This is a genomic window from Geodermatophilus sp. URMC 62 (assembly GCF_052931475.1).
This window is the reverse complement of record NZ_JBRFHY010000001.1, coordinates 4,892,310-4,905,823: the sequence shown is the minus strand read 5'-3', so window position 1 is coordinate 4,905,823 and position 13,514 is coordinate 4,892,310. Positions and strand designations below refer to the sequence as shown.

At 71.3% G+C, this 13,514-nt stretch carries 12 protein-coding genes; 7 read left to right on the top strand and 5 right to left on the bottom strand.

What is annotated here, in order from left to right:
* Positions 1-9 precede the first annotated feature (9 nt).
* Together ACU616_RS23545 and ACU616_RS23540 are read right to left on the bottom strand one after the other, a co-directional pair.
* A complete protein-coding gene (locus tag ACU616_RS23545; protein ID WP_446760830.1) occupies positions 10-1,257 on the bottom strand; it encodes an NAD(P)/FAD-dependent oxidoreductase in 1,248 nt (415 codons plus the stop codon).
* Positions 1,254-1,577 (bottom strand): 2Fe-2S iron-sulfur cluster-binding protein, encoded by a 324-nt coding sequence (locus ACU616_RS23540; protein ID WP_446760829.1) that lies wholly within the window; start codon positions 1,575-1,577, stop codon positions 1,254-1,256. The genes ACU616_RS23545 and ACU616_RS23540 overlap by 4 nt, the downstream gene beginning before the upstream one ends.
* A gap of 116 nt (positions 1,578-1,693) precedes the next feature.
* On the opposite strand from ACU616_RS23540, the gene ACU616_RS23535 reads away from it, so the two are divergent.
* Positions 1,694-2,611, top strand: a complete 918-nt coding sequence (locus tag ACU616_RS23535) for a LysR family transcriptional regulator (RefSeq protein ID WP_446760828.1) — start codon at positions 1,694-1,696, stop codon at positions 2,609-2,611.
* A gap of 72 nt (positions 2,612-2,683) precedes the next feature.
* Here the strand turns inward: ACU616_RS23535 and ACU616_RS23530 are convergent, their stop codons facing one another.
* On the bottom strand, positions 2,684-4,327 hold the full coding sequence (locus tag ACU616_RS23530) for a class I adenylate-forming enzyme family protein (protein ID WP_446760827.1): 1,644 nt from the start codon (positions 4,325-4,327) through the stop codon (positions 2,684-2,686).
* Positions 4,327-5,121, bottom strand: a complete 795-nt coding sequence (locus ACU616_RS23525) for a citryl-CoA lyase (protein ID WP_446760826.1) — start codon at positions 5,119-5,121, stop codon at positions 4,327-4,329. The genes ACU616_RS23530 and ACU616_RS23525 overlap by 1 nt, the downstream gene beginning before the upstream one ends.
* Positions 5,122-5,515: 394 nt before the next feature.
* Between ACU616_RS23525 and ACU616_RS23520 the strand changes: the two genes are divergently transcribed.
* The 6 genes from ACU616_RS23520 (at position 5,516) to ACU616_RS23495 (ending at position 12,786) form a co-directional block, all read left to right on the top strand.
* On the top strand, positions 5,516-6,457 hold the full coding sequence (locus ACU616_RS23520) for a dioxygenase family protein (RefSeq protein ID WP_446760825.1): 942 nt from the start codon (positions 5,516-5,518) through the stop codon (positions 6,455-6,457).
* Between the two features lie 135 nt (positions 6,458-6,592).
* Positions 6,593-6,985 (top strand): DoxX family protein, encoded by a 393-nt coding sequence (locus ACU616_RS23515; protein WP_446760824.1) that lies wholly within the window; start codon positions 6,593-6,595, stop codon positions 6,983-6,985.
* 553 nt (positions 6,986-7,538) lie between these two features.
* On the top strand, positions 7,539-9,053 hold the full coding sequence (locus tag ACU616_RS23510; RefSeq protein WP_446760823.1) for an ABC transporter substrate-binding protein: 1,515 nt from the start codon (positions 7,539-7,541) through the stop codon (positions 9,051-9,053).
* A gap of 114 nt (positions 9,054-9,167) precedes the next feature.
* The gene (locus ACU616_RS23505) at positions 9,168-10,109 is read left to right on the top strand and encodes an ABC transporter permease (protein WP_446760822.1); all 942 of its coding nucleotides are present in this window, start codon (positions 9,168-9,170) and stop codon (positions 10,107-10,109) included.
* Complete coding sequence (locus ACU616_RS23500) at positions 10,106-11,902, top strand: dipeptide/oligopeptide/nickel ABC transporter permease/ATP-binding protein (RefSeq protein ID WP_446760821.1); 1,797 nt, start codon at positions 10,106-10,108, stop codon at positions 11,900-11,902. Before ACU616_RS23505 ends, ACU616_RS23500 begins: the two co-directional genes overlap by 4 nt.
* Positions 11,899-12,786 (top strand): ATP-binding cassette domain-containing protein, encoded by an 888-nt coding sequence (locus tag ACU616_RS23495; RefSeq protein ID WP_446760820.1) that lies wholly within the window; start codon positions 11,899-11,901, stop codon positions 12,784-12,786. The genes ACU616_RS23500 and ACU616_RS23495 overlap by 4 nt, the downstream gene beginning before the upstream one ends.
* Here the strand turns inward: ACU616_RS23495 and ACU616_RS23490 are convergent.
* Entirely contained in the window at positions 12,778-13,446 is a 669-nt protein-coding gene (locus ACU616_RS23490) for an alpha/beta fold hydrolase (RefSeq protein WP_446761521.1), read from the bottom strand. The two genes, ACU616_RS23495 and ACU616_RS23490, sit on opposite strands and share 9 nt — an antisense overlap.
* Between the last annotated feature and the right edge of the window lie 68 nt (positions 13,447-13,514).

The window sequence follows — 13,514 nt, the reverse complement described above, 5'->3', positions numbered from 1 at the left end:
ACTCCTTCGTCAGTCGGACACCGGGGTGAGCCCGGCCGCGAACTTCTTCAGCTGGAAGTCAGGTGCCGCGACGTCGCCGGGTGTGGGCAGGCGGTCGCCGGCGAGGAGGCGTCGAGCGGCGAGGTGGTCGGCGGGCCGGTTCAGCGACTCGACGCAGGTCAACCGGCCCCCGCGGAAGGACAGCACGGAGAACTTCCCGGCATCGACGTCGCCGATCGTCACCGTGGCGTCATCCGGGCCCCGGACACCGGCGATCTGCAGGCGCAGAGCCCCCTGGTAGCTCCAGAACCACGGAACGGCCCCGAAGGGTTCGACTCCCCCGAGGATCAGTTCGGCTGCATGCCGCGCCTGATCGGTGGCGTTCTGCACCGATTCCAGGCGTCCGGGCGAGCCCGCAGCGGGACTCGACAGCCGCGCGCAGTCCCCGATCGCCAGGATCGCCGGATCGGAGGTGCGCAGGTGGGCGTCCACCAGGATGCCGTCCGCGACCTCCAGGCCCGCCTCCCGCGCCAGCTCGTCCCGCGGGTTCGCTCCGACGGCGAGGAGCACCAGATCGGCTTTGTACACCGCACCGCTCGCCCCGATGACGGCGTCGACCTCGTGGTCGCGGTACGTGATGGAGGACAGGCCCTCACCGAGACGGAGGGTGATGCCGGTCGCCTCGTGCGCGGTCGCGATGTGCGCCGACATCTCCGGGGAGACCGACCTGCCCAGCACCCGCGGCCCGCCCTCCAGCACCGTGACGTCGAGCCCCTTCTTCCGCGCCACGGCAGCGAACTCCAGACCGAGAAAACCAGCTCCGACGACGACGGCCCGAGTAGCCGTCGTGAGCGCGGCCCGGAGCTTCTCCGCGTCCCCCAGCGTGCGGATCTGGTGCAGACCGGGGTGGTCCTCCTGCACCCCCGGCAGCCAGCGGGCCCGGGCGCCGGTCGCGAGCACCAGCGCCGTGTAGGGCACCGCCCGGCCATCGCTCAGCGCGACCTCGCGGCGGTCCCGGTCGATCCGGGTGGCGGTGAGCCCGCTGAGCAACTCGACCGCGTTGTCCCCGTAGAACGTCTCCCCCCGCAGCGGCAGCGGCGTCGGCGCCTCACCGAGGTGGTCCTTGGACAGCGGCGGTCGCTGGTAGGGGAGGTGCTCCTCCTCGGCCACCATGGTGATCGCGCCCGCGAACCCGCCCTCGCGCAGGGACGCCGCGCACTGGACTCCCGCGTGCCCGGCGCCGATGACGACGACGTGCTCCACCGGACGCTCGCTCACACCTGGGTCGGTGGGACGTCGACGTGGATCTCCGGCAGCGCGTCGTCGAGCGCTACCTGGCAGCCGAGGCGGCTGCGGTCCAGGCGGGGCGCAGCGGTGTCCTCGAGCATCTCCTCCTCGTCCTCGCCGATGGGCTCGAGCTCGTCGAGGTACTCGGGATGCACGTAGACGTGGCAGGTGGCGCACATGGCCTGGCCACCGCACTCGCCGACGATCCCGCGGACGTTGTTCTCGACCGCGGCGCGCATCAGGCTCGTCCCGGCCTTGCCCTCGACGACGTCCGGCGGGGTGTCGGGGTGGTGGAAGACAACGGTCGGCATGCTCGCCCTCTCGTGCGTGTGCGGGCCTTCAGCGTGCCGCGCGTCACAGGATCTGCAAAGCGGATCTTACTGGCCGACAACATGAGATCTACTCATCTCAACGGTACGGTCCGTGCATGAGCACGTCCCTGTCCCGGGCCACCCTGCGTCAGCTGGAGTACGCGCTGGCGGTCGCCGACGACGGGACGATGGCCGGCGCGGCCGCGCGCCTCAACGTGTCGCAGTCGGCGGTGTCGCTGGCGATCTCGGACCTGGAGCGGGCCCTGGGGGTGCAGCTGTTCATGCGGCGCAAGGCGAGGGGGGTGGCGCCGACCGGTGCCGGACTCGCGATCCTGCCCGAGATCCGCAACCTCCTCGCTCAGGCGGGTGACCTGCACTCCATGGCACGCAGCCTGGGGCAGGGAGTCGACGGCACCCTGGTGCTCGGCTGCTACACGACGCTCACTCCGTACCTCGTCCCGCGGGTCCTGAGCGGCTTCCCCCGCCGCCACCCCTCCGTCGTCATCGACCTGTTCGAGGGTTCGGTGGAGCAGGTGCACGAGCGGCTGCTCGACGGGCGCTGCGAGGTCGCCCTCATGTACGAGACCGGCATCCTCCCCGAGGTCGCGACGACACCCCTCCACACCCTCCGGCCGTGCGTGATCGTGCCGGCGGACCACCGGCTCGCGGGCAGCGACGACCCGATCCGGCTCGTCGAGCTGCGGGACGAGCCGATGGTCATGCCCGACATGCCGCCGAGCGAGGACCTCTTCCGCGAGATCCTCGGCAGCGCCGGTGTCCAGCCCCGGGTGGCGATGACGACGACCGCCGCGGAATCGGTGCGCTCGCTCGTCGCGTGCGGGGTCGGCTATTCCATGGTGCTGCACCGGCCCGGGCCCACGACGTACGCCGGACTGCCCTTGGCCTACCTGGAGATCGCGGACGACGTCCGCGGGGTCGACATCGTGCTGGCCCACGCCCGGTCGGCCCGTCTGACCCGTCGGGCCCATGCCTTCGCCGACTTCTGCCGCGAGGAGCTCACCCCGTCCGCCTGAGGTGCTGCTCCGCCCGCGGCGGGGGGACCTCCTGCCGCACTGCCGTCGCCGTCCCGAGCGGGCGCCGGACCCTCAGAGCCGGCGCGAAGCGCTCGTGCGACCGAGGTCGGTGGCGGTCTCCAGCACCCGCGGGTCCGCCCGGAGCACGTGCTTGGCGACCTTGTCCGGACCCGTACGCGGCAGGTCGTCCATGAACGCGACGAACCGTGGCACCTTGACCGGGGCGAGGTGCTCCGCACAGAAGCCCGCGATCTCGCTCGCGGTGGCCTCGTGCCCGGGGATCAGTACGGTCACCGCGCAGAGCTCCTCGTCCCCGAGCTCGCCGGGAACGGGGATCACCGCCACGTCCAGCACCGCGGGATGCCTCAGGATGACCTTCTCCACCTCGACCGGGGAGATGTTCTCGCCGCGCCGTTTGACGATGTCCCGGTTGCGCGCGACGAAGAAGAAGACGCCGTCGGCATCGCGGCGGACGAGGTCCTCCGTGCAGAACCACCCGCCCTCGCGGAAGGCCGCCCGTGTCCGCTCCTCGTCGCGGAAGTACTCCTTCATGACGTTCGGCGTCCGCACCCACAGTTCGCCGACCTCGCCGACCGGCACGTCCGCGCCGTCCCCGTCGACGACGCGGCACTCCGCCCAGGGCCGGGAGCGGTCCGGGTGGCTGCCGACGACTCCCATGCTGCCGGGCACGCGCGGCCCGTCGAAGGGGGTCGAGAGCACTCCCGGGATCTCCGTCATCCCGTAGCCGGCGATGATGGTGGGGATGCCGCAGTCCTCGCGCAGGAACTGCTCGGTGTGCGGGGGTCCGCCACCGGAGATGGCCCGGAGCCGGTGGTCCGCGCGGTACTCGGCGCGGGGGCGCGACACGAGGATGTTCAGCACGGTGTTGGTCGCGTTGACGACCGTCGCGCCCAGATCCGCTGCGGTGTGCCAGAACCGGCCGGCCGAGAACCGGGGGACCACGATGCACGACGCACCCGCCGCGAGGGTTCCGCAGAGCGAGTAGAACATCGCGTTGATGTGGAACAGCGGCAGGATGATCAGCACCCGGTCGCCGGGCTGCAGGCGGACCCGTTCCACGTAGGCCTCGCCCGACAGGATCAGGCTGCGCTGGGTGTGCACCACGCCCTTGGGGCGGCCGGAGCTGCCGGACGTGAAGATGATGATCGCGGCGTCATCGGCGGACACGCCCTCGGTGGCGGCTGGCTCGAGCGGCCCGGCTGTCCGAGGATCCGACAGGTCCTCGAAGCACGGCTCGCCCTCGACCCTGCCGGTGGTGCACAGCCAGGGCTGCTCGGCCAGTCGGCCGCGCGCCGCACGGACGGTGTCCAGGAGGTCCGGCGAGACGACGATGCCGGTGGGGCCGGCGTGCTCGAACAGGCCGGCGACCTCCTCCACCCCCAGCTCGGAGTTCACCGGGACCATGACGGCGCCGAGGCGCGCGGCCGCCAGCAGGAGGAGGACGTGCGCGACGTCGTTGCGCGACATGATCGCCACCCGGTCGCCGCGACGGACCCCTCGACCGTGCAACGACGCCGCCAGCGCCTCGGCACGGGCGACGACCTCACGCCAGGACAGCGCGTTCCCGACCTCGTCGAGCACCAGTGCCCGGTCCGGGTCAGGAGCCGATCGGCTGGCCACCAGGCCGGCCAGCGTGTAGTCGTGCTCGGCGTACGAGCGCAGCACCTCGATCGGTGACAGCGAGGGCGCGTCCATCAGCGCTGCTCGCTCGCGCGGATGGCGGCCTCGCTGGTCTCGCGACCGACACGGGCGGTGATCTCGCGAGCGATCGGGTTGGTGAGTTCCTCGCGGACGTGTCCCACGAGCCCGATGCACCGCGAGATCACGCCGATGCCCCGGATCACCGTCCAGGAGATCCCCATCTCCGACGCGATGGAGCCGATCGCACCAGTGGCGTTGATCGGCAGCTCCTTGCCCGCCCGTTCGCCGGCGACGGCGGCGATGCGCTTCATCAGGGCGACGTAGGGCCCCGAGAACCCCGTCTCCTCCGCGAGCTCGAACAGGCGGACCGCCCGGGGGTCGGCCGGCTTGTGCACGGGGTGACCGATGCCGGGGACCTGCGCCTTCCGGGAGCGCAGTGCTGCGACCACCTCGCCGGCGAGGGCGTCGACGTCGACGGGCGCGGCCGGGTCCGGGACGGCCTCCTGGAGCAGACGCGCGGCGGTCTCCATGCTGCCGACGAAGACGCTGCCCAGCCCGGCGAGGCCGGCGGCGATGGCGGCCTGCATCGCTTCGGGGGCACCGGTCAGCGTCATGCGGGTCGCGATGGCGCTGGGCGTCATCCCGTGCTCGATCAGCGTCACCGCCAGGGCGTTGAACATGATCGACTCGTGCTCGTCGGGGAGACGGTCGGTCATGATCAGGAAGGCGACGTCACCCAGGGACTGCTTGCCCAACAGGTCCCCGCACAGGTCCTGTCCCTTCACCACGATCCGGTCGGGCGTGCTCCAGGCGATGTCCGAGGTGAGCTTCTCGACTCGTGCTGCCATCGGTGGGTGCTCCAAGGGTGGAGGGAGGCCGGCCTCGGTCCCCGAGGCGGATCGGCAGAGGGGGGATCCTGAGGGCCGCGGTCCGCCCCGGTCAAGCGACACCCGGGCGACCCGGTCGACGCATGACGGAACCGGCAACCAGACGGTTGCCGCGCAGGGTACCCGTCGCATACGGTGCCTCCGTCTCCGGCAGGACCGGCCGGGGTGGCCGGCACGGTGAGCGGCCGGAACGGCGTCCGCGCGATGGACGGCGCCGGGAGATGGACGGCGCCGGGAAGATGGACGGCGCCGGGAAGATGGACGGCGCCGGGAACGAGCACGAGGCCGGTGCGCCACGTCCGTGGCGGTGCGCCGGTGGCGCTCCCGTAACCGAGGCTCCTGATTGAGGGTTCCGATGACTGACTCCCAGGCTCACGAACAGGTCGACGGCCACTCGGACTTCGTCGAGGACCTCGCGTCGCTCACGCCCACGGTGCTGGCCTCGTACTCGCGCATCGAGGACGAACGCCTCCGCGAGCTGGTCACGGCCGCGATCTCGCACCTGCACGCGTTCGTGCGGGAGGTCGGCCTGACCAACCAGGAGTGGCGGCAGGCGCTCGAGTTCGTCAACGCGCTCGGCCGGGGGGCCGGGCCCGGGTCCAACCGCGCGATGGCGCTGTCGGACCTGCTCGGTGTGTCGACGCTGGTCTGCCTGCTCGAGGACACCGCCGTCACCGGCGGCGCGCACCACACGGCGAGCTCGGTCCTCGGGCCGGTGTGGCGGCAGGGTGCCCCCTTCGTCGAGAGCGGCGGTTCGTTGCTCCGCTCCGAGACACCGGGGGCGCCGCTGTTCTTCACCGGGCGCGTCCTCGACACGTCGGGGAACCCGCTGCCCGGCGTCACCGTCCACGTGTGGCAGGCGACACCGGACGGGTTGTACGAGAACCAGGACGCGGAGCAGGAGGAGATGAACCTCCGCGCTCGCTTCACGACGGGTGCCGACGGCACGTTCCAGTTCCGGTCCGTGCTCCCGGGCGGGTACCCGATCCCGACCGTGGAGCCCCTCGGGACGATGCTGCGGCTCGCGAAGCGCCCGGCGTGGAGGCCGGCGCACATCCACTTCCTGCTGCACCGCGAGGGCCTGCGGACCCTCGTGACGCAGATCTTCCACCCGCTCGACCCGCACCTCCACCAGGACGCGGCGTTCGGCGCCACCAAGGACCTCATGATGGGCGGCTTCGAGGAGCACACGGGGCCCGCGCCGGAACCGGGCATCGAGGGCACCTGGTACACGGCCGAGGAGACGTTCGTGATGGTGCCTGGCGAGTCGGTGGTGCCGGCGGCTCCGATCGAGTAGTCGCCCGTCGCGATCCGCGTCTCGCGGGCCCCCCCAGCGCAGCCCGCACGGAGCTGTTGCCGGGGCCGTCGCCGAACACGCGGCCGGAGCCGCCGCACGTCCGTTCGACCCTCGCTGATCCCAGGAGCTGACCCGATGGCATCCCCGATCCGCCCGCTCGCCCGCCTCCTGACCGCGTCGACGTACGTCCTGCTCGGCGTCGACGCCCTGCTCACCCCGGGTTTCCGCGTCGCCCAGGCCGGACCCACGCTCGCGGCGATCCGGCGGGCCGTGCCGCTGCCCGAGGACGAGGCGGTGGTCCGGGGCAACGCCGCCGTCCAGGTCGCGGGTGGCGCGATGCTGGGCCTCGGCGTGCTGCCCCGGCTCTCGGCCCTGGCGTTGGTCGGCTCCATGGTGCCCACCACGTTGGCCGGCCACGCCTACTGGGCGGCGGAGGACCCGGTGGTCCGCAAGCAGCAGCGGATCCAGTTCCACAAGAACCTCGCGATGATCGGCGGGCTGCTGTTCGCCGTCCTCGACCGGCCCTGAGGGCGGAGGTCCGGGACGCCGGTCGGGCGATCGGCCGGGCCTTCCGGCACCGACCGCGGCAGCGGTCGAGGTGCGCCTCTCGACGGTGCGGTGTTCCCCGGCGCGGCGGAGGAGCTCCCCCCGCGTGTCGGTCGCGGATCGCATCGGACTGCCTGGTCGCGGCCGCTGGTGCGCCGACACCGGAGGCCCGCTCGAGCGGTCGGCCCGCCGGGATGCGGGCCGTGGTCGTCGGCGGCGGTCTCGCGCCCGATCGTCGCCACCGCCCCGGCCGGGTGCTCGAGCTCCGGCGGCAGGTCGTCGCGCTGCCGCCGGCGTGGCCGCCGCGGAGGCCCGGCTCCGGGCTCCCGGGGCCACGTCGAGGCACCGTGTGGGATCGACGGAACGGCCCGAGCAGACGTGTTGGTCTCCATTGACGGTGTGACCAACCATATGGTTGGCTCCGCCTCGATAGTGAGGAGCACCACACGCTCTCACTGCGACTCATGGAGGTGGGCACGTGCTCCGAAACCGACGGGCTACAGCACGCGGTAGGCGTGGGGCAGTCGGGCTGATCGTGACCGGGACGCTCGTGCTCAGCGCATGTGGCGGCACCAGCGGTGGCGGATCCGGCTCCGGATCAGGGTCCGGATCCGGCGACACGGGCGACGGCGTCCTGACGCTGGGACTCGAGAACACGCTCCCCGGCTGGGACTGGCGGAAGCAGATCACCGCCGGGCACGTCGGCCTCGAGTGGCGCCCGGTCTACGACACCCTGCTGCGGACCAACCCCGACGGCACCGTCGAGCCCAACGCCGCGGAGGAGTTCTCGTACAACGAGGACAAGACGGTGCTCACGATGAAGCTGCGCGACGGCATGACGTTCACCGACGGGAAGCCGGTCAACGCCGAAGCCGCCAAGTTCAGCCTGGAGGGGTTCCGCGACGGGGGCGGGGTCGACTCGGGCCGCCTGCGGGACGTCACCGTGGACGTGGTGGACGACATGACCATCACCCTCACGTTGCCGGCTCCCAACCCGGGCCTGATCTCCCAGCTCGGGGCCTCGGCGGGCCAGCTGGTGAGCCCCGCGACACTCGACAACCCGGCGACCCTGGACACGCAGCCGATCGGCAGCGGCCCGTACACGTACAACACCGCGGAGTCCGTCGTCGGGAGCAAGTTCGTCTTCGACCGGAACCCCGACTACTGGAACCCCGACGACTTCGCCTACGACAAGATCGAGTTCCTCGTCATGCCCGACGAGACCGCCCAGCTCAACGCGCTGGCGTCCGGGCAGATCGACGGCGCTGAGCTCTCACTCGCCAGCGTCCAGCAGGCGGAGTCGTCGGGTAGCCACGTCGAGACCTTCCCCAACGTGTGGAGCGGGATCTACTTCACGGACCGAGCCGGGACGAAGATCCCCGCGCTCGCGGACGTGCGGGTGCGGCAGGCGATCAACATGGTGTTCGACAGGGACGCCATCGTCCAGGCCATCTGGAACGGCCACGGCAGCGCCAACGACTCCATCTTCGGCCCGGGGACCAGCGGGTACGACGAGGACCTCTCGAACCAGTACGAGTACGACGTCGACGCCGCGAAGAAGCTGATGGAGGACGCCGGCTACGCCGACGGGTTCGACGTGACGATCCCCGAGGTGGAGAACTACAACCAGGAGTACACCGCCATCACGGTGCAGCAGCTGGCCGAGCTGAACATCCGGGCCACCCCGGTCTCCATCCCGCGCCAGGAGTCGATCCCGCGCATCGTCGGCGGCGAGTTCCCCATGTTCGTCTACAAGCTGCCCGTGAACCCCGAGGTCGAGCAGGTGACGAACTACGTCCGGCCGCAGGGGAGCTTCAACCCCCTGCACAACGAGGACCCCGCGCTGAACGACCTGCTGGCGCAGTGGGCGGTCGCCGACCCGGACGAGGCGGGGGACATCTACCAGAAGATCAACGAGTTCCTCGTCGACAACGCCTGGTTCGCACCGTTCGGCAACCCGGACGTGACCTGGGCCTTCAACGACACCGTCACCATCTCCGGGACGATCGGCACCACGCCCCCGCTCTACGCCTTCGGGCCCATGGAGTAAGAGGGCCGGCTCGCCGGCCGGTGGGACTGGAGGTCCCACCGGCCGGCCACCACGCTCCACCTCACCGGGTGACCCCATCCGTACCGCTCGTCCGAAGACTGCCGTGAGGTCGCAATGCTGATGTTCGTCGGGCGCAAACTCGCCGCTGGCCTGGTCCTGTTCATCACGGTCACCTTCGTGACCTTCCTGCTCCTCTTCTCGAACGGCGAGGAGTCCGTGCGCAACAACCTCGGTGAGCTGGCCACCGAGGACCAGATCGCCCAGCGGGTGAACGAGCTGAACCTCGATCAGCCGGTCGTCGTCCAGTACGTCAAGTGGCTCGGCAGTCTCCTGACCGGGAGCCTCGGCCGCAGCTTCAACTCCGGCGAGACCGTGACGAGCATCCTCGCGACGCGCATCCCCGTCACCCTCTCGATCATCTTCCTCGCCCTGCTGGTCACGTCCGTGGTCAGCATCGCCGTGGGGGTCGTCTCGGCCGTCAAGGGAGGCTGGGTCGACCGCTCGCTGCAGTTCCTGGCCGGCGGCGCGGCGGCGCTGCCGAGCTTCCTCGTGGCCATCGCGCTCACGTTCCTGTTCGCCATCGCACTACCGATCTTCCCGGCGACGGGCTACGTGCCCTTCGGCGAGGACCCCGGACGCTGGGCGACGTCGCTGGTGCTGCCGATCGCCGCCCTGGTGATCCACATGGTGGCCAACTCGGCCCAGCAGTTCCGTGGCGCGATGGTGGACGCCCTGAAACAGGACTACATCCGGACCCTGCGCTCGCGCGGCCTGTCCGAGCGCGCGGTCGTTCTCCGCCATGCGCTGCGCAACGCCGCGGCACCGGGCCTGACGATCCTGTCCGTGCAGACCATCGGCCTCGTCGGAGGAGCGGTGCTCATCGAGCAGATCTTCGCCCTACCCGGCGTCGGCCAGTTCACCATCAGAGCGGCGATCGCCGGCGACCTGCCGTCCGTCATGGGCGTCGTCGTCTTCGGGACCCTGCTGGTCCTCGTCGTCAACATCCTGGCCGACGTCGTCAACGCGTGGATCAACCCGAGGGTGAGGCTGTCATGAGCGAGGTCACGTCCAACCTGGCCGGCCCGCAGCTGGACGCCCCCGTAGCCGGGCGCAGGCTGTGGCGCCGAGTGCTGGGCAACCCCGTGGGGCTCGTGACGGTCCTGCTCCTGACCCTGATCGTGGCGTTCGGGGTCCTCGCGCCCTGGCTGGCGCCCAACGACCCCAACCTCGCGCGGCTGGAGCTGACGAACGCCGGGCCGTTCAGCACCGACTTCTGGCTCGGCGGCGACAACACCGGGCGGGACATCCTGAGCCGCCTCATGTTCGCCACCCGAGGCACCCTCGTGGCGATCCTCGTGGTGCTCGTCGTCAGTTCACTGCTGGGCGGGACCGCCGGTCTGATCGCCGGCTACTTCGGCGGCCGCCTCGACGACGCCGCCGACTGGATCTCGAACGTGCTGCTGGCGCTGCCCGGCATCGTCCTGCTGATCGTGCTCTACACCGTCATCGGACCGAACATCCTGCTCGCCATGGCGGTGTACGGGGTGCTGATCTCGCCGTCGTACTTCCGGCTGGTGCGGTCGTTGGTCCAGTCGATCCGCCACGAGCTCTACATCGACGCGGCCAAGGTCGCCGGCCTGTCCGACCGGCGCATCGTCTCCCGGCACGTCCTCCGGGCGGTCCGCGGGCCCATCATCGTGCACAGCGCCTTCGTCCTGGCCTCGGCCATCGCCGTCCAGGCGGCACTGGAGTTCCTCGGCCTGGGTGACCCCACCGATCCCTCCTGGGGGCGCATGCTCCAGGACGCCTTCACCAACATCTTCGTCAATCGGGTCGCGGTGGTCTGGCCGGTGCTGCTGATCGGCACGACCACGCTGTCCCTCGTCCTGCTGGGGAACGTCATCCGCGACGCCCTGCAGTCGTCCGCGAGCAGGCCCACGGCCCTCTCCCCGGCGGTGGTCCGGCGGCTGCGGGCGGAGCAGGTCAGCGAGGCGGAGCCACGGGGTGAGGCGGGGCAGTCCGACCGACCCCCACTCCTGGGGGTGTACGACCTGGCCATCGGCTACCCCGACTCGACGACCACGGTGAAGCCCGTCGTCCACGGCGTCGACCTGGTGGTCGAACGCGGAGAGATCCACGGGCTGGTGGGAGAGTCCGGCTCCGGGAAGTCGCAGGTCGCCCTCTCCATCCTCGGCATCCTCCCGCCGGAGGCGGTCATCCTCCGCGGCGCGATCGAGTTCCACGGCGAGGACCTCCTGGCCGACCCGAGGCTCATGCGCGAGGTCCGCGGGCGCCGCATCGCCTACGTGCCGCAGGAGCCGATGAGCAACCTCGATCCGACCTTCACGATCGGCCAGCAGCTCACCTACGGCCTCCGGGCCGTCAAGGACGTGTCCCGGCGCGAGGCCAAGCAGCAGCTGCTCGGGCTCCTGGACAGCGTGGGGATCAAGAACCCCGCCCGTGTCTTCGACCTCTATCCCCACCAGGTGTCGGGCGGGATGGCGCAGCGGGTGTTGATCGCCGGCGCACTGGCCGGTGACCCCGAGCTCATCATCGCGGACGAGCCGACGACAGCGCTCGACGTGACGGTGCAGGCCGACGTCCTCGAGCTGCTGCGGAACCTCCAGCAGGAACGAGAACTCGGCATGGTGATCGTGACGCACAACTTCGGCGTCGTGGCGGACCTCTGTGACAGGGTCAGCGTGATGCAGTCGGGACGGATCGTGGAGAGCCGCAGCGCCCGCGACCTGTTCGCCTCCCCGGAGCACGAGTACACGCGCATGCTGTTGAACTCCTCGCTCGACGGCGCCGAGCTGCGGACGCCGCTCGCGGTCGGGAGCGGCGCGTGAACGCCTCCGCCGGAGGTGCCGCCTCCGGTACGCCGCTCCTGTCCTTGCAGGACGTCCAGGTCAGCTATCCCACCCGAGGGTTCCGGTCACCCCCGCTGACGGTCCTCGACGGCATCTCCCTCGACATCTGCGAGCACGAGACGGTGGGCCTGGTCGGGGAGTCCGGGTCCGGCAAGACCACCCTGGGGCGGGCTCTGCTCGGCCTCGCACCCGTGACCGGTGGTCGGGTGGTCTTCGAAGGACGCGACATCTCGAAGCTCTCCCGCGCCGAGCGACGCCGCACCGCGAAGGACCTCCAGGTGGTGTTCCAGGATCCCTACTCGTCGCTGAACCCGGCGATGACCATCGAGGACATCCTGACGGAGCCGCTGCTGGCGAGGGGGGAGAAGGGCGGGCGCGACGTCGTCCGGCGTCTGCTCGACCAGGTCCACCTGCCGCAGGACGCTGGCCGGCGCCTCGCCCGCGAGTTCTCCGGCGGCCAACGCCAGCGGATCGCGATCGCCCGGGCCCTGGTGCTGGATCCCAAGCTGGTCGTCTGTGACGAGCCGACGAGCGCGCTCGACATGTCCACCCAGGCGAGGATCCTGACGCTGTTCAAGGAGATCCAGGAGACGACGGGGGTCGCCTACCTCTTCATCACCCACGATCTCGCCGTGGTGCGCGCCATCAGTCACCGGATCGCGGTGCTGCTGCAGGGGAAGATCGTCGAACTCGGCTCGGCGGCCCAGGTGACCGGAGATCCGCAGCACCCGTACACGCAGCGGCTCCTGATGGCCGCGCCCGTGGCCGATCCGGTCGCCCAGCAGGAGCGACGTGTCGAGCGGCAGCGTCTGCTCGAGCGCCAGGGCGAACGGCCCAGCGAGGTCGTCGACACCTCACGGTGATCGGTGCGGTGGGGCATCCGCGGCACCCGACGCCACGTCGCTGCACGGGGGTGGGCGGTCCGGCGTCCACGCGGCGCGGAGGAACTCGAGGAGGGCGGCGTTGACCGGGCCGGGCCGTTCCCACGCGATGGCGTGGCCGGCGTCCGGCCCGCTCACGTACCGGGCGCGCGGCAACCGGGATGCTGCCAGCTCCATGAACGGGGCCGGCACCGGGCGCGCCGAGTCCGCGATCCGTCGCCAGGTCTCGACGCCGTCGGGGTTCTCGGCGCGGTAGCTCGGCCCGAGCTCGAGGAACTCCGGCGGGAGCTCGGCCGCATGGGGCAGCTCGACGCGGTCCAGCGCCGCACGCCACGACTCGTCGGAGATGCCGAGCATGCTGCCGGCCACGCTCAGCGAGCGGAGCAGGTCGGGGAACGCCAGCGCGAAGTCGACGGCGTAGAAGCCGCCCAGGGCGGCGCCGACGAGGTGGACGGGGCCGAGCCCCAGGGCGCCGATCAGCGCCCTCAGGTCCTCGGCCGCCGGCACGGGGTGGTCGGGGTCCACGGCGGTCGACCCCAGGTGGCCGCGCCTGGTGTAGGCGATGACGCGGAACCCGGCGGCGGTCAGGGGCTCACGCCGGGGTGACCAGGTCGCCGCCGTCCCGGTCGCGGGATGCAGCAGGACGACGGCCGGTCCCGGTCCGCCGGTGTCCCACAGGCGAGTTCGCCGTCCGGGACCGCGACGACGTC